The organism is Streptomyces atratus (assembly GCF_014648655.1).
Taxonomy (GTDB): Bacteria; Actinomycetota; Actinomycetes; order Streptomycetales; family Streptomycetaceae; genus Streptomyces; species Streptomyces atratus.
Window position 1 is genome coordinate 55256 of sequence record NZ_BMRN01000031.1, and the last position, 25345, is coordinate 80600.

20 protein-coding genes and 2 pseudogenes are annotated in these 25345 nt (G+C 66.5%); 15 read left to right on the top strand and 7 right to left on the bottom strand.

Going from position 1 to position 25345, the window contains the following annotated elements; all coding sequences use genetic code 11:
* Positions 1-705 precede the first annotated feature (705 nt).
* On the bottom strand, positions 706-2352 hold the full coding sequence (locus IEZ15_RS32195) for an esterase/lipase family protein (RefSeq protein WP_308427464.1): 1647 nt from the start codon (positions 2350-2352) through the stop codon (positions 706-708).
* Positions 2353-2781: 429 nt separating this feature from the next.
* On the opposite strand from IEZ15_RS32195, the pseudogene IEZ15_RS45325 reads away from it, so the two are divergent.
* The 14 genes and pseudogenes from IEZ15_RS45325 to IEZ15_RS32265 form a co-directional block, all read left to right on the top strand.
* Positions 2782-3222, top strand: a pseudogene (locus IEZ15_RS45325) (hypothetical protein); the annotation flags it as partial.
* 133 nt (positions 3223-3355) lie between these two features.
* Entirely contained in the window at positions 3356-3619 is a 264-nt protein-coding gene (locus IEZ15_RS32205) for a hypothetical protein (RefSeq protein ID WP_189280508.1), read from the top strand.
* A complete protein-coding gene (locus IEZ15_RS32210; RefSeq protein ID WP_189280509.1) occupies positions 3616-4608 on the top strand; it encodes an ABC transporter ATP-binding protein in 993 nt (330 codons plus the stop codon). Before IEZ15_RS32205 ends, IEZ15_RS32210 begins: the two co-directional genes overlap by 4 nt.
* Before the next feature lie 5 nt (positions 4609-4613).
* Positions 4614-5420, top strand: a complete 807-nt coding sequence (locus tag IEZ15_RS32215; RefSeq protein WP_229846237.1) for an ABC transporter permease — start codon at positions 4614-4616, stop codon at positions 5418-5420.
* 2 nt (positions 5421-5422) lie between these two features.
* Positions 5423-6211, top strand: coding sequence for an ABC transporter permease (locus tag IEZ15_RS32220; protein WP_373302663.1), 789 nt, complete (start codon positions 5423-5425; stop codon positions 6209-6211).
* Between the two features lie 72 nt (positions 6212-6283).
* On the top strand, positions 6284-8086 hold the full coding sequence (locus IEZ15_RS32225; RefSeq protein ID WP_189280512.1) for a glycoside hydrolase family 36 protein: 1803 nt from the start codon (positions 6284-6286) through the stop codon (positions 8084-8086).
* A gap of 308 nt (positions 8087-8394) precedes the next feature.
* Complete coding sequence (locus IEZ15_RS32230; RefSeq protein WP_189280513.1) at positions 8395-9579, top strand: MalY/PatB family protein; 1185 nt, start codon at positions 8395-8397, stop codon at positions 9577-9579.
* Positions 9576-10478 (top strand): NAD(P)-binding domain-containing protein, encoded by a 903-nt coding sequence (locus IEZ15_RS32235; RefSeq protein WP_189280514.1) that lies wholly within the window; start codon positions 9576-9578, stop codon positions 10476-10478. The genes IEZ15_RS32230 and IEZ15_RS32235 overlap by 4 nt, the downstream gene beginning before the upstream one ends.
* Positions 10475-11266 carry a hypothetical protein gene (locus IEZ15_RS32240; protein ID WP_189280515.1) on the top strand — a complete coding sequence of 264 codons (792 nt, stop codon included), beginning with the start codon at positions 10475-10477 and terminating at the stop codon, positions 11264-11266. Before IEZ15_RS32235 ends, IEZ15_RS32240 begins: the two co-directional genes overlap by 4 nt.
* A gap of 66 nt (positions 11267-11332) precedes the next feature.
* Entirely contained in the window at positions 11333-12097 is a 765-nt protein-coding gene (locus IEZ15_RS32245; protein WP_229846238.1) for a hypothetical protein, read from the top strand.
* A 29-nt stretch (positions 12098-12126) separates the two neighbouring features.
* Positions 12127-13137 carry a UDP-glucose 4-epimerase GalE gene (galE, locus tag IEZ15_RS32250; protein ID WP_189280517.1) on the top strand — a complete coding sequence of 337 codons (1011 nt, stop codon included), beginning with the start codon at positions 12127-12129 and terminating at the stop codon, positions 13135-13137.
* Positions 13138-13244: 107 nt separating this feature from the next.
* Complete coding sequence (locus IEZ15_RS32255; protein WP_189280518.1) at positions 13245-13877, top strand: hypothetical protein; 633 nt, start codon at positions 13245-13247, stop codon at positions 13875-13877.
* A gap of 33 nt (positions 13878-13910) precedes the next feature.
* A complete protein-coding gene (locus tag IEZ15_RS32260; protein WP_189280519.1) occupies positions 13911-15239 on the top strand; it encodes a glycosyltransferase family protein in 1329 nt (442 codons plus the stop codon).
* Complete coding sequence (locus tag IEZ15_RS32265) at positions 15236-16456, top strand: radical SAM protein (protein WP_189280520.1); 1221 nt, start codon at positions 15236-15238, stop codon at positions 16454-16456. The genes IEZ15_RS32260 and IEZ15_RS32265 overlap by 4 nt, the downstream gene beginning before the upstream one ends.
* 268 nt (positions 16457-16724) lie before the next feature.
* On the opposite strand, the gene IEZ15_RS32270 is transcribed toward IEZ15_RS32265, so the two are convergent.
* From IEZ15_RS32270 to IEZ15_RS32290, 5 genes are read right to left on the bottom strand one after another with little or no spacing between them, the layout of a single operon-like run.
* Positions 16725-17723, bottom strand: coding sequence for a LacI family DNA-binding transcriptional regulator (locus IEZ15_RS32270; protein WP_189280521.1), 999 nt, complete (start codon positions 17721-17723; stop codon positions 16725-16727).
* A gap of 23 nt (positions 17724-17746) precedes the next feature.
* Entirely contained in the window at positions 17747-19504 is a 1758-nt protein-coding gene (locus IEZ15_RS32275) for a glycoside hydrolase family 36 protein (RefSeq protein WP_229846239.1), read from the bottom strand.
* A gap of 2 nt (positions 19505-19506) precedes the next feature.
* Positions 19507-20373, bottom strand: coding sequence for a carbohydrate ABC transporter permease (locus IEZ15_RS32280; protein ID WP_189280523.1), 867 nt, complete (start codon positions 20371-20373; stop codon positions 19507-19509).
* Positions 20370-21296 carry a carbohydrate ABC transporter permease gene (locus IEZ15_RS32285; protein ID WP_189280524.1) on the bottom strand — a complete coding sequence of 309 codons (927 nt, stop codon included), beginning with the start codon at positions 21294-21296 and terminating at the stop codon, positions 20370-20372. The genes IEZ15_RS32280 and IEZ15_RS32285 overlap by 4 nt, the downstream gene beginning before the upstream one ends.
* Positions 21293-22636 carry an extracellular solute-binding protein gene (locus IEZ15_RS32290; RefSeq protein ID WP_229846240.1) on the bottom strand — a complete coding sequence of 448 codons (1344 nt, stop codon included), beginning with the start codon at positions 22634-22636 and terminating at the stop codon, positions 21293-21295. The genes IEZ15_RS32285 and IEZ15_RS32290 overlap by 4 nt, the downstream gene beginning before the upstream one ends.
* Before the next feature lie 213 nt (positions 22637-22849).
* Between IEZ15_RS32290 and IEZ15_RS32295 the strand changes: the two genes are divergently transcribed.
* Entirely contained in the window at positions 22850-24805 is a 1956-nt protein-coding gene (locus IEZ15_RS32295) for a carbohydrate-binding protein (RefSeq protein ID WP_189280526.1), read from the top strand.
* 200 nt (positions 24806-25005) lie between these two features.
* On the opposite strand, the pseudogene IEZ15_RS45330 reads toward IEZ15_RS32295, so the two are convergent.
* Positions 25006-25277 (bottom strand): annotated as a pseudogene (locus tag IEZ15_RS45330) (hypothetical protein); the annotation flags it as partial.
* Positions 25278-25345: the final 68 nt, after the last annotated feature.

The following is a 25345-nucleotide window of genomic DNA, read 5'->3' on the forward strand; positions in this document are numbered from 1 at the left end:
CCGGCCCCTTCTCTCCATAACTGGATGCGCCTGTCCGGTGCATATGCCGGGGGAGGGTGCGGGCGGACCTGGGTCCGCGGGCGCCAACCTGGAAGGACACCGCTCGTGATCCGTGATCAACGTATACATACGTATTCAGACAAAACGCTCTGCGTGGCCGCCGGGATGCTGCGATCGGGTGATGAGATGTCCACTGATCAGCCGGACGGCGCAGAACAGGGCCTGACCGGCGGGCTGGCCTCCAGGGGGCCGGTCGTGGCGCGCCCGCTCAGCGCCGTGGTGGTCGGCCTGTATGGCGACAGGAGGGGCCGCAAAGCCGCGCTGCCGCTCTCCATCGGCGCCATGGGTGCCGGAACACTGGTGCTCGCGCTCACCCCGTCCGCCGTGTACATCGGGATCGCGGCACCGGGCACCGCTGGCTGGGCTCAGCGTGGAGTCGGCGTTTGGGCGGCTGCCATCTCGTCGTGCAGCAGGTGGTGCTGGTCGGGCGTGCCCCCAGGACCCGCGCCCCGGAGGACGTTCGCCGAGCACGGTCTGACCGACGACCTCACCTTCATCGGCTCCGGCAAGCTCGGCCTGTCCGAGAACGCCGCCGTCGCCTTCGCCCTGGGTGTCGACATGATCAACGTCGCCCGCGAGGCAATGCGTCGGTGGCGGACGCCCGCTCCAGCTCAATCGTGTCGCTTCAAGACTCAATTTCGGAGTTCACTCGTGGCGTGCCACAGTCAGGCAGAGACGGGCCCTGGCGCCGAGGTGAGGCTGGGCGCCTTCGGGCAGTGGGATGTCGGCGCGGAGTTCGCCGCCGTCCACGGTGAATCGGCAGGCATCTCCCGAGATCGGGTCGAGGTCCTCGATGATGCCTTGGACTTCGGACTGCCATGCCGCCCAGGCCTGCAGCATCGTTTCGGGTTCGTCGTCGTGGCGCCCGACATCGACGATCAGGTTTTCCTCCCAGTCGGCCATCTGCTCGAGGTGGTCCTGCCAGAAGAACTGGCCGTGCTTCTCGTCAAGGTGGAAGACCCGCAGCGCCAGGCTGTATCGGGAGCGGCGTAACGGCTGGCCGCGGTTGTCCCGGTGGAACTGGGCGGGGTCGAGGAGGAATGTGGTGGCCAGCGGCACCAGGCCGTCGGGGCCGTCTTCCCTGACATGGCGATCGGCTTCCAGGTCGAGTTGGACGGGACAGTGGTGAGCAGCGAGTTGCTCATGCATGACGATCGGCAGGCCCCGGACCGAAAGCCGTACCTCGGCCTGGCGGATCCGGGACCCTGTGGGCGGCTGTTCAGGCAGTTCCACACCGCGGAGGTCGACGCGCACCTGGTAGGCCCCGAAGAGGAAGCGGCGGAGGTTCTGGTAACCCTCCTCGGAATTCACCAGTCCGTAGCGGCCCGAGTGGGAGCGGTGGACATAGGCGCGGTGGGCCTGCCGCACGTAGGCGTTGTCGATGTGGACGAGCCCGTCGCTGCGCGGTCCTACGGCCTTCTCGACCAGCCCGTAGTCGGCCGCGTTTGTTCCGACGAGGCAGAACACGCGGCGTACATCGAAGGCCTCGGGCGGGATTTCGTTGGCCCGCCAGCCAGCCGGTGGTGCGGCGCCCTCAAGCGCGCCCGGCGTCAGGTAGGCGTACATCCGCTCCGGGACGAACATGTCCGATCCATTCGGTCCGAAGGTCTCCATGGCCCAGTCCACGAGCCCCCCGCCAACATCGAAGGAGATTCCCCCGTGCGGCGTGCCATAGGTGAAGAGACGGTCCACCAGCTCGCTGCCGGGCCGGCGGGGCTCACCGGTGGCCGGATCGGGCGTGCGCGACACCTTCTGGATCATGCAGCGTGCAAGCAGGCCGCCCATGGAGTGGGCCACCAGGTGCACTTTGGGAGCGCCGGTTTTGAGGCGGACCAGTTGGACGAAGTCGTACAGCCGCTCCGCGGCCCTCTCAAGGTCGAACTCCTCTGGAACCCCGACGACAGAGGTGCCGAAGGTGGAAGCGGCGTAGTCGTAGAAGCGATGCACCCAAATGGACGCAGGGGGTACCGTGCCATCGTCTTGCGACGCCAGATACGCCTGCTGATCACCGCGGACCAGGAGCTGGTACCCCTCATCGTTCATCAGCCGCAGGAGCGGGCCTTCGAATTGGTAAAAGGTCGGTACCTCGTCGCCACCGACGCGGATATGCGTGGCACCGCTGTTGAGTCCGTAGAACGGATCATCAGTCTGCTTGTCCACGCCGCTCGGCGGGCCGGCGTACCCGCGCAAATAGACAATGGGCTGTCGCTCCGCCATGTCGCGTGCGTCCTCCCTGGCCGGTAAGCCATCGGCGACAACGCCAGCGTCACGCCAGGAGAGAGCCCGCGCCACCCGACAAAGCCGAACGGGCGTCACATCGGGACCTGTCACCGTACTGCAGGGCATCGTCGGCACGGGCGGCGGGGGCGGGCGGTGACCCGCGCCGGGTGCTGGTGCTGCTCGCCCTGCCGGCGCTGCTGGCAGTGGCGCCGATCCGCGTCCGCGTCGCCGGGTGTCGCCCACACGGCCGGCGGGCAGCCTCTCCCGCAAGGAAGGCTGGCGCCGCTTCGCGAACGCCCCGCCACGGCAGCGGCCCGAGACACTGACCCGGGCCCAACTGGCCGCGCTGGGCGAGGCCTCTGCCGAGGACTACAACGACTCGCGGCACGACTGGCACGCGAACTTCGGCATCGTGCAGACGCCGCAGCTCGCGGGCGTCCACGACGAGCTTGAGCAGATCGTGGCCGGCAACCGGCAGGACGGCGACCGCACCGTTCCGCAGCCGTCATCGACGCACTGCCGGGCCTGGGCAGGACCACCATCGCCAACCTGTTCGGCCGCGAATTCGATCGCCAGCAGATGCGCCGCCTGTCCAAGGTCACCGAGGCCGGACACGAACGCATCCCCGTCTTCCGCGTCGGCCTGACTTCCAACACCACCCTGCGAACCTTGAACCGGATGATCTGCGAGTACTACGGTCACCCGGCCACCGACCGGGCGAACGCGGCAGCCCTGGCCAGTCACGCCCTGGACTGCGTTCTGTCCTGCGAGACCCAGCTCGGCATCGTCGACGACAGCCCAGGCGCAGCCGGGGAATCCCGCCGTCCCGTCACGCAGCCCCGCTGCAAGTCCTCGTCAGAGTCGCCCGAGAGCCCGGTAGTTGGTTCGATCGCCGAGTCGGCCTGCGCACCCGCCTTGGTAGCGCTCCGCATTGACCACTGATCTTGTGTGACATGGCACTGCTGTCCTAGGTTGAACGATCAAAGCCGGGCCAGCCACGGTGTGGGGGAAGAATTTGAACGTTCATACCCCTGGCTTGCCTCTCCACTGCCTGTATGTCGGATTGGAGGATCCAATGACGGGTCAGCTCAACGAGCTGTCCGCGGGGATGAAGGACCTGTTCGGAGTCCAGGCGCGGCGCAGGCTCCATGCCCCAGCGGTGGTGGTGGAAGCCGGATGCGGATCCGGCTACGACGAGGTCGGGGTTCCCCTGTTCGAGCGGTCCGGCTCGTTCGCCGAGGAGTCGGAGTTCCACCGTCTTCCAGAGCGTGCCGTCGTGACCGGGCCCGATGTCGATCCTTCCGGGCCACCGACCCGCCGCGACCAAGGACGATCATGAATAATCCAGCGATAGAGGCACGTGGCCTCAAGAAGGTCTTCACGCCGGCGATCCGCCAACCGGGGTTCAAGGGTACGGTCCGATCCCTGATCGCCCCTGAGCATGCCGAGATCGTCGCGGTCGCGGACGTCTCGTTCACCGTCGCCGAGGGCGAGCTGATCGCGCTGCTCGGACCGAACGGAGCCGGGAAGTCCACCACCATCAAGATCCTGTCGGGGATCCTGACCCCCACCGCGGGCGAGGTCCGGATCGCCGGGCGCATCCCGTACCAGGACCGGATCGCCAACGCCCACAACATCGGTGCGGTCTTCGGCCAGCGCACGCAGCTGTGGTGGGACCTTCCGGCCAGGGAGTCGTTCGCAGTCCTCCGCGACATTTTCAAGACGTCCTTGGCCGACCACGCCCGGCGTCTGGACGAACTCGACGGGCTGCTGGAGCTGAGCTCCTTCTGGGACCGCAGCCCCCGGCACATGTCGCTCGGGCAGCGGGTCCGCGCCGACCTGGCCGCCGCGCTGCTGCACGACCCGCCGATCGTTTTCCTCGACGAGCCGACCATCGGCATGGACGCCGTGGTCAAGGAGCAGGTTCGGGAGTTCCTGCGCTTCCAGGTCGCCGAACGCGGCCGCACGATCGTCCTCACCACCCACGACATGAGCGAGGTGTCGCGGCTCGCCGAGCGGGTCGTACTGATCAACCACGGACGCGTCGTCTACGACGGCGGTCTTGTCGAGCTGCAGCAGGACTACGGCAGCGGATGGCAGATCCGGGTCGTGGTCGACGACGATGCCGCGCTGCGGGACGTCCCCGGATTCCTCGCCAAGGAGGGTGCCGCGCTGGTGTTCGGCGGTGACGACCCCGGTGAGCAGCGCAGGCTGGTCCGCCTGCTGACCGAGCTCGACGTCGTCCGGAATCTCGAGGTGCGTTCCGACGATCTGGAGGACATCATGGCCACCGTCTACCAGCGGCGCGCGGTTCCGGTGGCCCGATGACGGCCATGGCAGCCGCTGCCCGTCGCTGGCGAGTGGCCCGGATCTCCGCGCGTTACGAGGTCTCGCAGCCGGGGCGCGTCACGGGCGTCGCCGTCCAACTGGCCCTGCAGATCTTCCTCATGTGGTGTCTGTGGCGCGCCCTGTACGCCGTATCGCCGACGAACTCGGGGCTCAGCGAGGCGCAGGCACTCGCCTACGCCGTCCTCGGCGTGCTCTACACCCGGTTACGGGGCCCGGACCGGTCAATCGCCGAAGACACCGTCGCCCAGCATGTCCGCGAGGGGAGGATCTCCTACTGGTTCCTGCGCCCGCTCGAGCCCCGGCACTACCACCGGCTGCGCGCGATCGGCGACCAAGCCTACGGCTTCGCCTGGGCGGTTGGGGGCTATCTCGTCTGCCTTCTCGTCGGACTGGTCCAGAAGCCTGTTTCTGCCACGGCCTTGTGGGTCTTCCTCGTCTCGCTGCTCCTCGGCCAGGTGGTGCTCTACCACCTGCTGGCCATCACCGACGTCGCCACCTTCTGGCTGGTCGACAACACAGGTGTGATCGGCATCATCGCCTTCGCACAGAGCCTGTTCGCCGGCGCCATCGCCCCGCTGTGGTTCTTCCCCGGCTGGTTCCAGACCCTCAGCTCGTGGCTGCCGTTCCAGAGCTCGTTCCACATCCCCGTATCCATCTATGTCGGCCGGATTCCGGCCGGGTCGGCGGCGCGTGACCTCGTGGTGCAGCTGCTCTGGTGCCTGCTGCTGTCATTGGTGCTGCGCTGGCTCTGGGGCCGGGCCGGACGACGCGTCATCGTCCAAGGAGGATGAGCGTGCTCACATTTCGCCTCGCCGCGATGTCGGTCAAGGCCTCTGCCGCGAACCGGGTCGACTTCCTCTCGCGGATCGCCATCGGCGCGGTGACTCAGGTCGCCGTCGTCGTCTTCGCGACCGTGCTGATTACGCGATTCCCGGGGATGGGCGGGTGGGCACAGGGGGACGTGCTGCTTATCGTCGCGATCCGGATGAGCGGCCATGCGCTGGCGGTGGGGTTCTTCGTGGGGCTGCGGCTGGTCGCGCGCCTGGCGCGGACCGGCAACATCGACGCGCTCCTCCTCCGTCCGCTGCCGGTCTACCGTCAAGTGCTGCTGGCTTTCTTCCACGTGCCGGTCATCGGCGACCTGATCGTCGCGGCGGTGCTCACCGCCACCGCTCTGGCACACCTCACGGTCGACTGGACTCCTTGGCGCGTCGGCTATCTGGCCTGCGCGATCGTAGGTGCGATGCTGCTGGAGGCGGCCGTACAGACCTTCCTCGGCGGGTTCGCGATCCGGTCTTCGGGCGCCAAGCTCTGGCAGGAGTGGGTCGAAGAGCTCATGGCGACCTTCGGCTCGTATCCGCTGCACATCCTGCCGGACGTGGCTCGCGCGGCCTTCACCTTCCTGTTGCCGGTGGCTTTCGCCGCCTACCTGCCCGCCGCCGTAATCACCGGGCACACGACCGGACTGCCTGTGCCGGGGTGGGCCGCGGCCGCCGCTCCGGGGGTCGGCCTCCTGTTGTTCCTGGCGGCGCGGCAGTGGTGGAACCGGCAGTTGGCCCGATACGAGAGCGCCGGGGGCTGACACCGACCGCTCCATCCGCACTGCTGACACCGGCCCGGTCGGCGGGCCGATCTGAGAGGAGAGCCGTCCGCCATGGACGAAGTCTGGGAACCGCACGCAAGAAAGCTCGCCGGGACGCGTCGGCGAATCAGCGCCGGCGGCCTCGAACTCGAGGCCGTGGGTGGGACACCCGTGGTCCGGACGCTCGACGACAGCGTCATCGAGGTGACGCTTACCCATGAGGACGGCGATGGCTCCGGGACCGCCGGCCGCGACGTTCGTGTGTCGTGGCTGGTGCCCTGTACCCGGGCGACCGCCCTGTGGACTCCGCTGACGTCCGGCACGCATTGGATTCCCGCCGCGTGGTCGCCACCCCGGCCCGCTTCGTTGTCGAAGGGCGCCCCGGTGGCGTCCCTCGTCGGCAGCGGGGACGCCGGTCTGTGCACGTTCGCCGCGTCCCGGATCGACGCGGTCGTCGGAGCCGGGGTCGTCGAGGAGACCGGTGATTTCCACTGCTGGGTGCAGGCTTCCGGTGCAGTCACGGTGCGTATCGACATGTCCGGTCGGCACTTCGCGCGATGTCTCGCCGACGTAGCGGCGTGGTGGGGCGGTGGCGAGACATACCGGATCCCGGGCATCGCGCGGATGCCCGCGTATTCGACGTGGTACTCGATGCACCAGAACGTCGGCCCGGAGCGGGTCGAGACGCAGGCGGCGCTTGCGAAGGAGTTGGGTTGCGAGGTCATCATCGTCGACGACGGCTGGATGACCGAGGACCGCGCACGAGGGTACGGACACTGCGGCGACTGGGAACCGCTGTCCCTTCCCGACACCGCCGCGCACGTGGAGCGTGTGCACGGGCTGGGGATGGCGTATCTGCTCTGGTACGCGCTTCCGATCGTCGGCCGCGACAGCGCGGCGTGGAAGGAACTCGAGCCGTATCTGCTGCGCCGGGTCGACTTCCTCGACGCAGGGGTGGCCGATCCACGCTATCCGGTCGTCCGGGAGCATCTGGCCGAGCGGGTGGCGCGCAGCGTCGCCGAGTGGGGCATGGACGGAGTGAAGTTCGACTTCATCGACTGGTTCGCCGCACGGGACGGCTTCGACCCGAACGAGGCGTACCCGCCCGGGCCGGAAGCCGACTGCGCCGTTGTGTCCGAGGGCGTGCAGCTGCTGCTCGCCGAGATACACGCGAGGCTTGCCGTGGCTCACCCGGCGGCCATGGTCGAAAACCGGCAGCCCTACGTCAGCCCCGGACTGTGGCCCTACTCGACGATGATCCGCGCGACGGACTGCCCGCTGAACCCGACGCTGAACCGGACGCGCACGCTTGATCTCAGGCTGATCGCCGGCCCGCTGGCGGTGCACTCCGACATGCTGATGTGGCACCCCTCGGAGACGGCTGAGCAAATCGGAGTGCACTTGATCAGTGTGCTGTTCTCCGTGCCGCAGATCTCGGTGGACCTCGCCGCGCAGACAGTCGAGCAGCGGGAGGCGCTGGCCTTCTGGCTCAGCGTGTTCCGCGGCAACGCCGACGTACTGCAACTCGGGGTGCTGGAACCGTCGCGCCCCGAGCTGTGCTACCCGATCGTCCGGGCCCACGACGGCGCCTCCATGGTCGTCGCGCGCTACGCACCGTTGCCGGTCGAGGTGCCTGCTGTCGGTTGGTCGAAACTGCTCGTCGCCAACGCGGACGCCTCCAGCATCGTGTTCTTGCTCGGTGGACCGGAGGCCGATGCTGAGGCGGTCGTCCAGGACGCCCGCGGACGCAGGGTGTGGAGCGGGATCGTTCGCCTGGGAGCGGGATCGACGGCCGTCGACGTCCCGACGGGCGGCCTCCTCACGCTGACGGCAGACAGCAGGGCCGTTCTCGATCCAAGCATTCCGACTCTGTGAGAGCACAGCAGATCGGGGTCGCATGAGAAGCCAGGAAACGCCGAAGCGGAGAAGTGGCCGATGCTGCGAGTTCATTCGCGTGCCGTCGGATATCACCACAACAAAGCGCAAGCCAGGCCCCGTCTTCCAAGCCCTTGAAAGTGCAATGTCACATTGCTAGATTCTGTTCGTCGCTGTTCGATCTTGAATATCAAAGGCCTGCTGAAGCGCAGGATGAACAGGCGGCTCCGTGTTTGTCCGGATTCCACCAGGCGCCACTCGGACCCTCTGACTCCCAGCCGACCGAGCTTTCCGCAAGAACGGGAACGATGAGTATTCATAGATTGCTTCTCAATGCCCGGCATACCGGAACCATCGGGGCGTGGGTCGCCGAAATGGCCTACCGCACCGCCGCACCGGTGAGCGAGGCCGTCGCCCGGGAGATCTCCGCCGGAATGCTGGGATACAACGATCCGCTGAGGTTAACGGCTGCCCGCGAATCGACCGCGGGCTGGCTGCGGACGTCGTACGCATGGGATATGGATTCTGCCCGGGTGGGTTTCGTGGGCGACATCGTGAGCGGTTATGCGGCGGTGCTCCGCCATTTTCTGCCGACCGGTGCCCCGGTCGTGGTGCCTACGCCGGCTTACGGACCTCTGCTCACGGTTCCGGAATTCCTGGGTCATCCCGTCGTGCGCGTCCCAGGAGTGGAAACGCGAGCCGGGCACAGGATGGACATCGACGGCATAGAGCGGGCGCTGGCCCGCGGATCGCGGCTGGTCGTCCTTTGCCATCCGCACAACCCGACCGGTCGGGCCTTCTCGCGCCCGGAGTTGTCGGCCTTGACCGACGTCGTCTCCCGTCACCACGCTCGGGTCTTCAGCGACGAAGTCCACGCACCGCTCAATCTCTCCGGTCAGCCGCACATCCCCTACGCCGCCATCGATGAACGGACGGCGGCTCACACGATCACCGCCACGTCCGCGTCGAAGGCGTGGAACGTCGCCGGTCTGAAATGCGCGCAGCTGATCTTCTCCGCGGCCGGGGATGTGCCGGTGTGGGAGCGAGTGGCGGCGTTCTACCTGCGATCGGTTTCGCGGCTCGGAGTTGCCGCGACGTGCGCCGCCTACGATCACCCGGACTCGCACGACTGGCTGGCCCGGACTTTGCTCCGGCTGAGGGCGAACAGCAAGGCCGTGGCCGAAGCGGTGGACGCCATGCCTGGCGTCAGCTGCTCCCGGACAGAGTCCACCTATCTCGCCTGGCTGGACTGCACCGCACTCGGAATGGCCGACCCGGCCGCACACTTCCGGAGCCGGGCCCGAGTGGACCTCGCCGACGGAGCCGAGTTCGACAGCCCTGGCCACGTGCGACTTAATTTCGCGCTCCAGGAACCGGTCCTGGCCGAGGCGCTGGCCGCCATGGCGGAGTCCCTCAAGGGGTTTACCGGCTCCGGCGCGGGCATTTTGAACGTTCAAGCTGACCTGGCAGACCCGACGGGGGAAACGGTATGACGGGCGGTGGCGTCGTCGAAAGCCCGAAAGGGGCGGGCAGGCCGGCGGAGATTCGCGTACTGGTTTCGGGATACGGGGTGTTGACCCGGGGCATCCTGCCGTACCTCGCCGCCCGGTCCGGCCTTTCGGTCGGGCTGATGAGCCGTCACCAGGTCGAGCCGCCCTTCTCGGGCGTCGAGGCGGTCGGTGCCAAGTCGGTGCAGGATTTCCGGCCGGATGTCATCCTCGGCTGCTTCGAGTCGGACCGGCGCAGTCGTGTGTTCTGGACCGACTCCCGGATCCGGCGCGCGATCGCGGATCGCGGGGCCGGTTGCATCGAGATGTCCACACTGAGCCTCGGCTGGGCGCAGGACTGGCACGTGGAGATCGCCGCCGCGGGTGGTGTCGGCACAGAGTCGCCGGTCACCGGCAGCCGCAGTGGGGCCTCGGCCGGAACGCTTTCGGCCTTCGTCTACCAGAGCGCTCCCGATCCGCGCGCCGACCAGGTGCTGCGGACCTTCACCCGCACACGGTACGACTTCTCCGCCCCGGGGAACCCAACCCGTTTCAAGCTGGTCTACAACGCCTGGGGGGCCTCGCTGCTCTACTCCATGGCCGCGTTCGTGCCGATGCTGCGGGAATCGCTGGGGGAGGATTTCGCGTCCGCCGAGCAGGTCGTCAGGACGGACGGCTGGATGGCACCGGTGTGTGCGAGCAAGCTCGACCGGATGCTGAGCGGCCGGTACGACGACCCGGACTTCGCCGTGAAGCACATGGTCAAGGATCTCGACCAGGCCACGGAAATCCTGGGCTCATCCCACGAACTGCTCGCCTTGGTGCGTGGGACTTTCGACCGGGCTGCCGCGTTGCACGGTCCCGGCGCCGACTACACCTCGATCACGGGGGGACAAGTCCTATGAAGGCTACTGATCTGGGATTGCTGCGATCCTGGCTAGAGCGGGAGTTCGCCGATGCGGTGGGCATGTCGGTGGCGGTCTCGGGCTCGATGGCGCGGGGTGACTACCGGGTCGCGGCGACCGGGGTCGTCACTTCCGACCTCGACCTGATACCCGTCATAGCCCGGGCAGCCGACGTCGACCTGGCCAGGGCGCAACTGGCTCCTGGGCTTGCGAACCTGGCGAACCGCCTCGAAGTCGCCTGCACCGCGGCCATCACGCTGATGGCGAACTACCGTCAGACGCCGCACGCGGGCTACGTCACCAGCATGGCCCAGCAGCCTTTCGTCTGTGATCCGCTCGGGTTGCAGCAGTTGCCGGTGCCGATGCCGGACACCTCCCCGGGTCGGGTTCTTCCCTGGCTCGTCCAGCCGATCACCTACTACCTCGCGAAATCAGGAGTCAGCGGCCACGGACAGAATCTGACGAAGGCATCCCTCGCGCTGCGTCGGCTCGCGGATGACCCGCTCCTGGCGTCGCACGCCTTGCCCGAGGCGCTGTCGCGAGAACTGGAGGTGCTTCAACGACCCGGCATCTCGTTGAACGCGCAGCGCAGTGCTTGTGTATCCGCACTCACGATGCTGGTGGAGCTCTGCGCGACCGAACTACTGCCTTCGTCGAGCGAGTTCCTGAAGCGCGACGCGGCGGCGGAACCCCGTGACAGTACCTTCCTGGCGGTACGGAACCTCACCTTCCTGGAGAACCAAGGCCTGCCCTTCGAGCAGTCGGCGATGCGTGCCCTTCCATCATGAGCCGTCCAAACGGCATCTCAGCCTGGCCGGCAGTCCGTAGACCGAGCATGGAAACCGAGAGAGACATTGCCCATCAACCTTCCCAACCGCTTCACATGCCTGACGCGGACCGCGGTGTTCGACGAGCAGGAGGACATCGACTTCCGCGCGATGGCGCAGCCCGGTGTGCCCACCGAGCTGCTTGACCAGCTACGGGTCCGGCGCTTCCTTGTCTCCCTGTCCCGGGTCTCCTCCGAAGTGTCGGAACAGCACTCGATCGATTTCACCGAGGTCCTGGTGAAGATCCCGATCCGATGGCGGGACCGAGCGTTCCTGTTTCCGGTGGTCGGCTACGTGGACCACGAGTACTCGCTGATCCGCGGTTACCTGCTCGGGTTCCAGAAACTTTTCACGCCGCGATCTCCGGGCGCGGAGCCGTTCGCTCTGAGCCGGCCTGATCGAGGTCTGGACGTGGACCTGCGCGACACGCGCGGAGTCCGGCCGGAGGAGGAACCTCTGCCCAGCGAGCAGGAACTCGAACTGCTGCTGTGGCGGGACTATGACGTGGGTCCGACGGTCCGGTCGCACGGGCTGGGAACCCTGACCGTCGAGGACTACGTCCGAAGCGATGTCCGGACGCTCACTCCGGCCAGAGGGTCTCAGACCGTGGCGGGCCGGGAGGTCTCGGTCCGCCGGCTCTTCGAGGTCAGGGACAGTTTCGTGGTCACGGGAACGGTGCCGCTCGCCGACTCGGACGATGTGGCCGAGACAGACCGCACCGTCAGGACAGGCGGCAGGCTCCCGAACCCACCCTCCGTTCTCTCCGCTCGAAACCACCACCCCAGCCGCTGACAGCGGCCCGAACCATCCGGAGTACTTGTATGGACCTTCTCATCACCGGCGGTGCCGGATTCATCGGGAGCACGGTGGCGTCCGCCGCGCTCGACGCCGGCCACCGCCCGATCATCCTGGACAACCTGGTCACTGGCCGGAGAGAGTTCACCGAAGGCCGGATCTTCTACGAGGGGGACATCGCCGACCGCGCCCTCCTGGAACGGGTCTTCGACGATTTCCCGGACATCGAGGCCGTCATCCACTGCGCCGCCCTCATCATCGTCCCCGACTCGGTGGCCGCGCCGATCGACTACTACCGGGCCAACGTCTCCAAGACGCTGGAAATGGTGGACGTGCTCAACAAACGTGGCTGCCGGCGCCTGATCTTCAGCAGTTCGGCCTCCATCTACGCCGTCTACGACGACTTCACCGTGGACGAGTCGTCAGACGTCGCGCCGCTGAGCCCGTACGCGCGCACGAAGGTGCACGTCGAGCAGATGCTCGAGGACATCGCCACGGCCACGGATCTCAAAGTGCTGTCACTCCGGTACTTCAATCCGATCGGTGCCGATCCGAAGATGCGCACCGGCCTGCAGATTCCTTCGCCCAGCCACGCCCTGGGCAAGCTGATCCAGATCAAGCGGGAGGGCGAACCGTTCCAGCTGACCGGCAACGACTACCCGACCCGCGACGGCACCGGCATCCGCGACTACGTCCACGTCTGGGACCTGGCCCAGGCCCATCTGGCGGCGCTGGACAGGTTCGACAAGATCCTGGAGTCGGAAAGCCACCGGGTGGTCAATCTCGGCACCGGAACGGGAACCACGGTCAAGGAACTCGTGGCCGCCTTCGCGGCGGTGACCGGCGAGCCCGTGGACGTCGTCCCCGCGCCGCGCCGCCCCGGTGACTCGGCGGGCGCCTACACCCGCAGCGACCGGGCGGCGGTCGAGCTGGGCTGGACACCTCGGTACTCCATCGAGCAGGGCATCGCGGACTCGCTGGCCTGGATCGAGAAGCGCCCCTCGATCCTGCGGGATCTGGCCCTCCCCGCAGTCTGATCTTGAGGGCATCACTGGTGACCCGGTGGCTTCCGTCACCGGGTCACCGGTCCAGGCTCGACATATCGAGCACGGAACATGAAAGGCAGGGGACCAAGACCGTGGATTTGTCAGCAGCCGACGTCGAGCGCCTCAGGCGCGGCAGCACCGCGGTGGCGACGCTCGGTCCGGTTGGCACCGACGCTCATGCGGTGGCCGACAAACTCTTCTCGAATGTCGTCCTCACCGAGTCGTTCGCCGCGGCGATGACCTATGGCGAGCAGCACGATATCTACGCCCTGGTGGCCGCGGGTTTCCTGGAGCGCAGCGAAGTCGACGTCGTCGACAGCTGGGTCGATCTGCACTTCCGCTCGCTGGACCGCATGCTGCTGGCCACCATCTGGGAGAGCTCCACCAAGACCATGTGCATCGCCACCAATACGCGGCGAGCCGACACGCTCGACGACGTTCGGCGCATAGCGATCCACCCGGCCACGGCGGTCTTCGCCCGCAAGTACGCGCCTCAGGCCAGCATCCGCTACGTGAACGCGAAGCCGACCGCTGTGGAGTGGGCCGACCAGGGCGAAGTCGACGCCTGTGTGGGTTCTCTGGACGTCGTCCAGAAGGCGGCCAACTTGGTGGTGCAGGAGGTATTCACGCCGACGATGGTGTGGTGCCTGTACCAGCCACGGGCCTGGGAAGAACGGAGAGTCCGCGACTCGGGACTCGCCGGTCCGCCACGTAGTGGAACTCTTCAATGACCGTCGGCCACTTTATATCTTGAGAGGTACTGCATGGCCCTGTTCGAAACGCCCGCGCGACCGGGCCGCCTCGGCCTCGTCCTGGCGACGCCCGGCGGAATCACCTACGAGGGTGGTGGCGCGCACGTCGTGATCAATCAGTTCGTCGAGGCGTTCCCGGCGCTGGCCCGTCGATACGAGGTCCTCCGGCGTGCCTCGTTCCGTATCGTCGCCGCCGACATCGCCGCCTCCAGTGAGAATTTCCGCGGCGACCTTCTCCATCGCGCACAAGAGGTTGCCGCGGCCCACTCGGGCGGAGTCGATTTGATTCGGAACGGAGACAATCAGTTCACCGGGTTCGCCGATGTCTACGGACCGCCTCAGGACATTGAGCGCAGACGGAGCATCTGCCGCGACTTCGTCAGCGGCATCGAACGTGTCGGCGAGGACTACGACCGAGTGGCTGTGCTGGCGCATGAGGACCATCTCAGCTGGCTTCCGACCGAACTGGACCGGCGGACGAGAGACGGGGACCGCTTCGCTGTCTTCTGGTTTCCGCATACGTTGTCGGAGTTCTTCTCCACGCCGTTTCCGGAACGACGTTCCGCCGAGCAGGAATCGCTCTCGGGATTCCGTCCTCAAGATCGGGTCGTGTCGGTCGGGGGTGCGGTTGACCGATTTCTTCGGGGGACGTACGGAGTTTCGCCCGACCGCCTGGTGAAGTGCTACAACGAGATCTATCCGGACGCGGCGAGGTACTCGACGGCCGGGTTGGACGAGACCGCTGTCCCGGATCGTCCCTTCGCCCTCTTCTGCGGTCGGATGAACTCTGACAAGCGTCCGGACGTCGTCCTCGACATGTATGTACAGGACACTGACTTCCGACTTCCGGATCTGTTGTTCATCGCGCCTGCCGAGAATAGAGGATCTCCCTACGTCGAGGAGGTGTTCGCGAAGATTGCTGCTATCCAGGAGATGCGACCCGGGCGGATCGTGCCCGTCACCGCCTACCAATCGCAACTTGTCCACCAGGCGATCCAGTCCCCGAACGTCCGCATCGTCCTGATGCCTTCGGCGATGGAGCTGCGCAGCATCCTGTCGCTCGAATACTGCGCCCTTCTCCCGGCGGACGTTCCCGTTGTCTACAACGAGATCCCCGCCCTCACCGAGGTGTTCGCGCGTCGACCCCTGACCTTCGTATCGGACTCGGCCGAGCCGTCTTCCTTCGCCTCCTCTGTGCATGAGGCTCTGGCGCAGTCCGCGTCCCAGAACCGAGGAGTGCGAGATCGTGGCTCCAGCGACCAGTATTGCCACACCTATGCCGAGCTCATGGACCAGGTGACGGGATGGCTCGACACCGAGTCGATCGGAGGCGGTTCATGAAGCACGTGGAAATCCTCCCCCCGCATCCGCTCCGGGCTGACTACATTCGGCACTTGCCGTCTGGAAGCGCCGAGGATCTCTTCCAGCGAAGGCTGGAGCCGCAGAACTTCAACGGGCAATATCTTGGCGACCTTGTCAAGCTTCTGGAGCAGGCGCTGGCTCAAGATCCACAGGATGGACGCAGTGCCTACATGCTTGCGTTCTGTCTGCTTCAGAACTCTGCCGACGAAGCCGCGGTGTACCGCGCGAACGCGCTCCTGGACCGAGCGGCTGCCGATGAAACCATCGCCCGCGCAGGCGAAACGGAACGCCTGCGAGTGCTGACATCGTCGATCATCTGCCGCATGGAGCGACCGGTACCCGGCGTCCGTCCCGTCGCCTACCGGGTCAACTGGTCGATCAACAATCGTTGCCCCATGGCGTGCCGCGGCTGCTACAACCCGTTCGCCGCGGACCAGATCAGCGCCGAGACGGCTTTCGAGATCATTGACCAACTGGTCGCCCACGGCACCACCGACGTCGTCGTCTCAGGCGGCGATCCGCTCCTGTGGCCGCCGATCTTCGACGTTGTCGACCGCATGCGCGCGGCAGGGCTGCGAGTCGCCCTCGACACGACGGGCTACACCTTGGACGCGGTGAAGGTCGGCCGGCTGAAGAGGGCGCTGGATTCGATCCGACTGCCTCTCGACGGCAGCACCCCGGAAGTGCAAAGGGCGTTCAGGAGAAGCAACGACCCGGATCTCGTCTCCCGCTTCCAAAGATCGCTACGGCTGTGCGACGACGCGGGATTCCACGCGGTCCGCGTCCACACCGTGGTCTCGAAGCAGAACGTCGACGATCTGCCCGCGATCGCGGAGAAGATCTTCAGCCACGAGTCGGTCAAGCAGTGGGTGCTCTTCCAGTGGTGGGGACGCCGATCGGCCCGACACCTCGTGGAGGAGATGGCCATCTCGCAGGAGGAGGTGCTTCAGGCGGTGACAGCGCTGAAGGCCGGCTGTCCCGACAAGGAGATCCATTTCGCCGCGGCCGAGGAGCGAGAGCTGGTCAACTTCTTCATCCAGAGCAGCGGACAGGTCGTCACCATGGCCTCTGGGCATGCGGAGGAGTTCATCGTGGGCATGCTACCGACCAGCGATCTGGCGGACGTCATCGCCAGCCCGATCCTCGACTTCTCGGCGATTCACCGCGGGCTCCCGGTTTCCGTCCCCCAGGGGTGACGGAGGGTAGCCCTGGACCCGCGCGGCAAGCTGGACGCAACACCCGACCAGCTCACGTGTCTGTGCTCAGCCCTCGGGCTGGGCACGGAGGGCAACCCCACACCGCGAGCGGTCATCGAGGAGCACCGCGTCCCATCCTCGGACCCGACGACCCTCAGCCTGGACCCACTCCCGACGTCGGCGTTCCCGGGTCGGCCAGCGATCCCCGATCGCTTACCAGAACACCTTCCACTCGACATCAACCAACCTGACCCGAGCCGCACCCAAGTTACTTGTGCGGCGCGGGCCCCGTTGTGGAGCGGATCACCAGTTCGGGGTCGAAGAAGAGTTCTCCCGTCGGTACTTCGCGGTTGCTGACGAGCGACAGGATGCTGCGGCCGACTTCGAGGGCGAGCCGATCGGCCGGCTGCCTCACGGTGGTCAGGGGCGGATCGACGAACTCCGTGATCATGGAGCCGTCGTAGCCCACGACGGAGACATCCCCGGGGACCGAGAATCCCTGTCGGCGGATGCCGCGGATCGCGCCGAGGGCCATGTAGTCGCTGGCTGCGACTATGGCGGTGGCACCGAGCTTTAGCAGGGTGTGCGCGGCTGCCTGACCGCCTTCGACGGTGTAGGACTGCCTTATCACCCAGCGCTCGGCGTCCTGGCTGCCCCGTTTGGCCATGGCGTCGAGGAAGCCCCGCACACGCCGGTCGGCCGGGTGGTTGCCGGCTGGCCCGGATGCCATGCCGATGGCGCGGTGACCGAGACGGTGGAGATGGTCCACTGCCAGTTCGGCTGCCAACGCGTCGTCGGTGGAGAAGACGGGCGCGGGAACGTTGTCGGCGAACCCCCCGTTGACACCGATGTACGGGATGCGTCGGGAGCGGAGCATCTCGTACGTTTCGGTGTCGGCACCCTCCACGGTGTTGGACGAGGACAGGAACACGACGGCCGCGATGCCCTTGTCGATGATCGAGGCGATGAACTCCCGTTCCTGGACCCCTCCGGGAAACGCCGGGCACAACACGGCCTTGAGTCCGTGTGGTGCCAGTGTCGCCTCGATGCGTTCGGCGACGTCGGCGAAGAAGGGGTTGGAGACGTGCTCGGTGATCACCGTGACCAGTTGGCCCTCCACGGGCCTTTCGTAGCCGAGTTCTGCCATGGCCTTTTCGACGGCGTCCCTGGTCTTCGTCGCCACTCCTTGACGCCGGTTGATGACCCGACTGACGGTGGCTTCGCTCACACCCGCCCGGGCAGCGATCTCAACGATGCCGACCTTCATTCGTCCCCTTTTCGCTGTCAGGGTCATGCGGTTTTCCGGATCAAGGCCAGCCCCATGTTCGGCACTGGCAGGATGTGCAGGCCGGGGGTGAGCGTGATCCGGGTCTGCTCGATGATACGGCCCGAGGGATCACGGATTTCGGCCTCCACCTGCGCTCCCTCGTCCTGGACCTCCAGCACCAGTCGGTTCTCGGCAGTCGCGTTGATCAGGACCGTCTCGCGATGGACCGCAGGCTGCACCGGTACGGTCCGGTTGCTGAACGCGGACACCACGTTCACCCCGTCTGCTCCGGCCTGCACCAGGGTGTAGAGGTCGTCAGGGCGGCCGGGCTCGACCGTTCCGTCGAGCAGTTGGGGGCGCAGGCGGCGCCACTGGGCCAGCCAGAAGCGGACCGCTTCGGCGTGGTCCTCGGAGAGTGCGTCGAGGCGCACGGAGACCTGCGGAACGGAGTGAAGTGCCCCGATGAGCTGCCGTGCGGCGGTTGCCGCAGGGGCCGTGGTGTCCCACAGCAAGGGGTCGGAGTGGACGACACCGCCAACGGCCAGCAGCGCGGTGTCGATCGTGCGGACGCGGTTAGCCGTGGAGTCGGCCGGGCAGTCGAAGGATCTGAGCATGTTGCCGAACGCGGCCATGCCCGGACCGACGTAGGGCTGACGCAGTTCCAGTAGCAGATCGGACCGCTCGGCGAGCAACGCGGTGCGCAGTTCGGTGAGCAGGAGTGTGAGTGCCTGTCCGACATCGCCCCTGCCGTCGCCTGCGTAGGCCATGGCTTCGTCGAGGAAGTCGACCTTGAGTCCGTCGAGACCGTAGTCGCGCACCAGACGCACGCACAGGCGGACGACATGGGATCGGACTTCGGGGCTGCGGGGGTCGAGGACGTGAGCACCGGGAACCTTGGCGAGGGCCGGGGCGTAGGAAGCCCACTGCTCGTAGCAGTCGGCCCGGGGGCCCAGGAGCAGAGGAGCGACCCAGGCCATGTAGCGCAGTCCGAGTTGGCGTACGCGGGCGACGTGAGTGGCGAAGCAGGGGAATTTGTCGGGGTCGGGGAGCCAGTCCCCCACCCCCGCGTATCCGCGGCCGCTGCCGAAACGCTGCCAGCCGTCGTCCAGGATGAGCGTGCCGAAGCCCATGTCCGCGGCGAGTGCGGCCTGCTGCTCGACGGCTGCCGCATCGACCTGCTGGTTGAAGGCGTACCAGGTGCAGTACAGAGGCAGTCGGGCCGCTTCGGGAACTGGCATGGCAGCCGGGGTCTGCTTTTCGTACCAGCCGCGCAGCAGGCGCATGGCCCGGGCAACCGACGGGCTGCGCGGTACGAAGAGGATGCGGTGCGGTGTGGTGGAAGGCGGCAGTTCGAGGTGGACGACGTGGGTGTCGTTCTCCTCGGACACTCCGAAGCGCAGGGCGGCCTCTGCGACGGGGTCGGCTGCGGCGAAAGCGAGCAGTGTGGCGCCCGAGTAGTCGTAGAGGCAGCCGGCGGCGAGGCCGTCGATGAGGCTGACCCTGGATCTGCCTTCCCAGTCGGCGACCAGGGTCCGGCTCCAGCCTGCCTTCGGGTGCCAGTAGCCGGCCGTATCGCCGAGCGGGGCGGAGAGCCGGATCTCCACCGGTGAGCCGGGGGCTTCGACACGCAGCATTCTCAGGCCGCCGGGCACTTCGGACAGTGTCCAGGCGGGGTCGGCGCCCGGGGCCAGGACGGCGATCTCCACGGTGTCGAGCAGTGGCTCGAAGGTGGCGGGCGCCAGTTCCGCAGTGGTGACGGCCTCGGTGGACAGGGTGCTCACGATCACTCCTTGACAGCACCGGCGAGCAGGCCGGAGACGAAGTGGCGTTGAAGGGAGAGGAAGACGATGATCATGGGAATGGCGGCGACGGCCGTTCCGGTGAGGATGGCCCCGTAGTCGGTGTCGTCGACGCCCTGCAACGAGGCGAGTGCGACGGGAATGGTGAGCGAGGCATCGTCGCGCAGCACGATCAGGGGCCAGATGAAGTCGTTCCACTGGTAGAGGAACAGGAAGATGCCCAGTGCTGCCAGGGCGGGCCTCATCGGCGGCAGGACGACCCGCAGGAACAGACGCAGTTCGCCGCAGCCGTCCATGCGGCCGGAGTCGAGCAGTTCGTCGGGCAGCGCAGCCATCGACTGGCGCATGAGGAAGATACCGAACGGCAGCGCCAGATTGGGCATGATCACTGCCTGATACGTGTTGAGCCAGTGCAGCTCGGCCATCATCTTGAACAGTGGAACCAGTGTGACCTGAGTCGGGATGACCAGCCCCAGCATCAGCATGCCGAAGAGTGCGTCACGGCCCTTGAAGCGGTACTTGGTGAAGGCGTAGCCGGCCAGGGTGCAGACGGCTCCTGCACAGACTGTGTAAATGACCGCGATGAGCAGTGAGTTGAGCACGACCTGCCCGAAGGATGCGGTCTCCTGCAGGCTGGAGAGGTTCTTGCCGAGGTCTCCGCCGGGAAGCAGTGGCGGCGTGGAGTCGAAGATCTCGTCAGTGCTGCGGGTGCTGGCGATGACGAGCCAGTAGAAGGGAAGGAGCACGCCGGCGAGCACGATGGCCAGCCCCGAGGTCAGCAGGATGCCGCGGCCTGGGCGGTGCAGGCCGGTGCGTGGTGCGCGGGCGGCGCCACGTGCGGGGGTCGTCATGATTTGTCTCCCAGGACCCGGAACTGGATCAGGCCGAGGACTCCGATCAGCACCGCGAGGACGTAGGCGATGGCCGACGCGTAGCCGAAGTCGAAGTACGTGAAGGCGTTCTGGTACAGGTACACGCCGATGGTCAGCGTCGCGTTGTCGGGGCCGCCGCGGGTGAGGATGTACGGCTCGTCGAAGATCTGCAGGGTGCCGATGGTGGAGAGCACCGTGGCGAGGAGGATCGCCGGACGCAGTCCCGGAAGCGTCACGTGACGGAAGGACTGCCAGGCTCCGGCCCCGTCGACCGAGGCGGCGTCGTACAGCTCCGTGGGAATGGTCTGCAGACGGGCCAGCAGAATCACCGCGTTGTAACCGGTGTAGTGCCAGGTCAGTGCCAGACCGAGGGAGATCTTTGCCCACAGCGGATCAGTCAGCCACGGCACTTCGCCGATTCCGACCAGCGACAGCAACCAGTTGACCAGCCCGTACTTCTCGTTGAGCAGGACGGAGAAGATGACACCGTACGCCACGAGGCCGGTGACCATCGGCATGAAGAATCCCAGCCGGAACACCGAGCGTGCCCGCAGGAATGCCGAGTTGAACGCGACGGCCAGGCCGGTGGCAAGCGCCAGCATGATCGGCACCTGGACCGCCAGGATGACTGCCGTGTTCTTCAGTGCCGTCCAGAACAGCGGGTCGTCCAGTAGCCGCTTGTAGTTGTCCGCTCCGACGAAGGTGTCGACGCCGTCGACCGTCTTGTGGAGGCTGAGAATGAACGACCAGCCGATCGGGTAGAGCTTGAAGGCGGCGAACAGCAGCACGGCGGGCAGGACGAAGGCGTACGGCGCGAGACGGCGGGCGCTCAAGCGCGGTGGTCGGGAGTCGCGCACACCCGTCGTTCGCACCGTACGGGTCGGGGAAGTGACAACGCTCATCGGGCGACCTTGCGTCCGGTCTGGGAAGCGAGCTGTTCCGCCGCCGCATGCAGCACCTTGGCCGGGTCTGCGCCCTTGAGCAGCACCTTCGTCTGGGCGTCGGTGACCACCTTGAGCGCTCGGGCATAGTCGGAGGTGTAGTTGAACGCCGGCGAGGGCGCCTTGAGGGCACCGAGGAAAATCTCACCCTTCTTCTGACCGCCGAAGAACTTCGACGGCTCATGGAAGACCGGATCGTCGTACGCCTTCAACAGGGCCGGGGCGATCCCCTTGCCCCGGTAGATCTTGACCTGCGACTCGGGCCGCGTCAGCACGAACTCCACGAAGTTCCAGGCGGCGGCCTGGTGCTTGCTGGTACCGGCAACGGCCAGGTGCGTGGAGTTCACGGTGGCGGCGGTGGTCCCGCCGCGGCGTACGGACGGGGGCAGACGCACACCCCACTTGCCCGCCTGGTCGGGGACCGTCTCCTCGATGATGCCGCCGAACCAGGTCGGCCACGGCAGGACCGCCGCCGTTCCCTTCTTGATCGAGCTGATCAGCGCGTTCCAGCCGCCGGAGATGTCGCTGACGAGCCCGGCGTCGTTCATCTTCTTGATGAGCGACATGGCACGTACGGCCTCGGCGGAATCGAGGGTGATGTCGCCGTCGGTGTTGAAATAGAAGCCGCCCTGGAGCTGGAGCAGCAGCTGGAAGAAGTTCGCCGAGTCCGGCTGCGAGGCGGGCTTGTCGATCCCCAGAAGGTACTTGCCCGTCTTCTTCTTGATCTTCTTGCCGGCCTCGATCGCATCGTCCCAGGTGTCGAGCGCTCCGACATCGACACCGGCTTCCTCGAAGACATCGGCACGGTAGTAGAACCCGGCCGAGTTCGCCTCCCACGGAAGCGCGTTCACCTGTTCGCCCTTGGGCGAGACCGTCTCCCACAGGCCCTTCGCGAAGGCGTCCCGGTACTTGTGGGCTCCCAGCTTGCCGAGATCGGCGAGCTGGCCCGGGAAGCGGTCCACGTATCCGGGCAGGTAGTCGACGCCTATGTGCAGTACGTCCGCGAGGCCCGCCCCTCCGGCTGCCATGCCCGTGGTGATCTTGTCCCAGATCGCCGGGTTCCCGATGTCCTGCACGGTCACCTTGATGTCCGGGTACTTCTTGTTGAACGCCGGAACCAGTGCCCGCATTTCCGCCGCCGGGCCCTGCCAGCTCCACACCGTGATCGAGCCCTTGGTGGCGTCACCAGCACCGCCTCCCAGAGCGCCTGTGCTGCCGGTGCCGGAGCAGGCGGTCAGGCCGCCGAGGCCCGCTCCTGCGGCAAGCGCGCCGCCCACTCCAAGAACTCTGCGACGACTCATGTCCATGAGATGACCACCCCTACATGCGGCTCGGACATCGACCGAACTCCGGGTCGACTGCAGGGAAGTTAGCAACCAGTCAGACTCACTTGCAATGGTTGATTGAAAACTTTCTGATCGATTCTGCATCGCAGGATTGCAGGACTCTTGCAACCCGTCGAGCGCCGCTGCTAGCTTTCGGCCACTCATTCGAGCCCCGCACTGGAGTACGCCATGAGGCATCGCCGTCCTGTCCGCCTGGCAGTCGTAGCCACACTCGCCACACTCGCCCCGCTCACACCACTGACCCTGGGCAGTCCGGCCATCGCAGCCACCTCAGCGCTGACCCTCAGCAATCTCGGATTCGAGGACGGCACCACGGGCTGGACGTTCACTTCCGGCACCGGAGTCGCCACCAACGCACCGCACGGTGGCTCAAAGCTCGCGTACCTGGATGCCGGAAGCGGTAACAAGGTGGCGCAGACCACCACGGCGTCCGGTGACGGCACATACGATTTCTCCGCCTGGATCGCCACCGGCGGCACGGGGGCAAGGTTCGTCGCCCGGGTGAACGGCGCGCAGGCCGGTGCGGTGGATCTGCCCAGCCGGTCCGGCTACGCCCGGTACACGATCAGCCGGGTGTCTCTGAAGAACGGCGACAACCTGGAGCTCGCCTTCGAATCCGGCAGCAATTGGATCAACGCCGACGACGTCATGGTCTCTCCCGCGGCCCCGGTCGACCCGGAGATTTCGTCTTCCGATCCGAAGATCGTCGAGATGTTCAAGTGGTCGAAGCGCAAGGCCAACAGCTGGGTCCAGATGCCCGGCGCGACCGGTCCGCTGAATGTCGACGAGAACCACCTGTCCGGCACCGGAACCGGGACCTACGGTCCGTCCTACTGGGCCGGGTATGCGCATCGCAGCGCCTACTACTCACGCGATATGGCCCACCAGCTCGCCGGTGCCTCCATCCTCGGACTGAACGACGCGAACAAGGCCATGCTGCGCGCCTTCGCCGGCTCCGCGACGCCCGAGCACAAGTACTACCCCGTATGGGCCATCAACTTCGACAACAAGACATACCTCTCGATCGACTACCGGAGCCCAAGCTCCTTCGTCCGAGAGGTCCCGGCCACGTTCGAACTGGTGGAGAAGGCCAAGCACGCCTACCGCTGGAGTGGCGACAGCGCCTACGTCAACGACGGCACGCTCTGGGATTTCTACAAGCACGCGACCAAGGACTTCGTCGAACTCCACGACGCCAACAAGCCGAACGGCGTCGCCGAAGGCACCGGCAACGGCATCTTCGCGGGCGCCGCCAGCTACAACGAGGTCGGAGAGGAGCACCTGGCCGAGTCCGGGGACTCCATCGGATCCCAGTACCAGGCCTACCGGGCGATGTCCGACCTGGCCGCCGCCAAGGGCGACAAAACCCTGTCCAAGAAGTTCCGGCAGAAGGCCGACAGCCTCAAGGCGTACTTCAACGACACCTGGAGCGGCTCCGGCTCAGGGGCCGACATGGTCCGCGGCTACACCACCGACGGCAAGGCGCTCACCGGCTGGGGCAAGGAGAACAGCTGGTTCATGCCCATGAAGCAGATCATGAATCCGGGGGCGCGCGCCGACGCCTACCTGGACTACGTCGACGAGCAGGCGAGCGGCAGCGGCAAGCCGTCCAACATCGAGGCGATCAGCTACCTGCCGGACACCTTCTTCGCCTACGAGCACAACGACACGGCCTGGAAGTGGATGCAGTACGTCTACGACAAGCGGAACGACCAGCACCCGGTGTCCAAGCAAGGCCCCAACGGCGACTATCCTGAAGTCTCTTACACCCTGCTGAGCCAGACCGTCGAGGGCCTCATGGGCGTGCAGCCCAACGCCCCGGGGCGCGCCCTGAGCACCCAGTCCCGCATGCCCGCCGGAATGGGCTGGCTGCAGATCAAGGACATCAGGATCGGCGGCAACACCTTCACTCTGCGTCATGACGGTGCCACCAAGTCGACCCTGACCAACGCCTCGGGTTCGGCGCGCTACAAGTGGGAGGCCCGCTTCCCCGGCAGCCATTCGACGATCAAGGTCAACGGCGTCCCTCAAGCAGTCAGGACGAAGACCGTCAACGGAAAGACCTGCACCTACGCAAAGGTGTCCGTCGCCCCCGGACAGAAGGTCACTGTGCAAGTCTCGTGACGAAGGAGTGTCATGAATCAGTACTGCAGCGGCGCTTGAGGTGACGAGGTCGCAGTTCAGGGGCTGTGACCTCGTACGCCTGGACGATCTGGGCACCGACGAGCGCATGGGTGTCTGGGGTGAGAAACAGGCCTTCGCCGGCGAGTCTGGCTCCCGCCGAACCGAAGACGACCTTCGCGCCCGACTCAGTGATCCGTTCATGGACCGATTACGCCAGGCCGTTGGTGTCGAGGCGACGGGGCCGAACAACCCTGCCTGGTCCCGCAGTACGGCCAGATCCGCGATGGTCTCGCCGCCGTTGGCTGGCATCAGCGCCAGATCGGTGGCGAGCCGTCCCGGATCACGCCCGGGCCCGCGCCGCCGAAGCGACCTGAGCGCGGAGTACGCGGCAGTCAGCCCCCTGGCATCAGCAGGATCGGCCAGCAACCGTGCCCCGGCATGACCGACTACCCCGAACCATCGGCACTGACATGGCCCTGGGACGCAACCCGGTACTCTGCACCTTGAAAGTGCCCTCCGCCTGGACCGACAGAACCCCTC

Bases quoted from the DNA above. Each gene is read 5' to 3' on its own strand.
- IEZ15_RS32230 (WP_189280513.1), top strand. From the start codon at position 8,395: ATGAGTATTCATAGATTGCTTCTCAATGCCCGGCATACCGGAACCATC.
- galE (WP_189280517.1), top strand. From the start codon at position 12,127: ATGGACCTTCTCATCACCGGCGGTGCCGGATTCATCGGGAGCACGGTG.
- IEZ15_RS32285 (WP_189280524.1), bottom strand. From the start codon at position 21,296: ATGAGCGTTGTCACTTCCCCGACCCGTACGGTGCGAACGACGGGTGTG.
- IEZ15_RS32210 (WP_189280509.1), top strand. From the start codon at position 3,616: ATGAATAATCCAGCGATAGAGGCACGTGGCCTCAAGAAGGTCTTCACG.
- IEZ15_RS32265 (WP_189280520.1), top strand. From the start codon at position 15,236: ATGAAGCACGTGGAAATCCTCCCCCCGCATCCGCTCCGGGCTGACTAC.
- IEZ15_RS32270 (WP_189280521.1), bottom strand. From the start codon at position 17,723: ATGAAGGTCGGCATCGTTGAGATCGCTGCCCGGGCGGGTGTGAGCGAA.
- IEZ15_RS32260 (WP_189280519.1), top strand. From the start codon at position 13,911: ATGGCCCTGTTCGAAACGCCCGCGCGACCGGGCCGCCTCGGCCTCGTC.
- IEZ15_RS32290 (WP_229846240.1), bottom strand. From the start codon at position 22,636: ATGAGTCGTCGCAGAGTTCTTGGAGTGGGCGGCGCGCTTGCCGCAGGA.
- IEZ15_RS32295 (WP_189280526.1), top strand. From the start codon at position 22,850: ATGAGGCATCGCCGTCCTGTCCGCCTGGCAGTCGTAGCCACACTCGCC.
- IEZ15_RS32215 (WP_229846237.1), top strand. From the start codon at position 4,614: ATGGCAGCCGCTGCCCGTCGCTGGCGAGTGGCCCGGATCTCCGCGCGT.
- IEZ15_RS32205 (WP_189280508.1), top strand. From the start codon at position 3,356: ATGACGGGTCAGCTCAACGAGCTGTCCGCGGGGATGAAGGACCTGTTC.
- IEZ15_RS32240 (WP_189280515.1), top strand. From the start codon at position 10,475: ATGAAGGCTACTGATCTGGGATTGCTGCGATCCTGGCTAGAGCGGGAG.
- IEZ15_RS32280 (WP_189280523.1), bottom strand. From the start codon at position 20,373: ATGACGACCCCCGCACGTGGCGCCGCCCGCGCACCACGCACCGGCCTG.
- IEZ15_RS32225 (WP_189280512.1), top strand. From the start codon at position 6,284: ATGGACGAAGTCTGGGAACCGCACGCAAGAAAGCTCGCCGGGACGCGT.
- IEZ15_RS32235 (WP_189280514.1), top strand. From the start codon at position 9,576: ATGACGGGCGGTGGCGTCGTCGAAAGCCCGAAAGGGGCGGGCAGGCCG.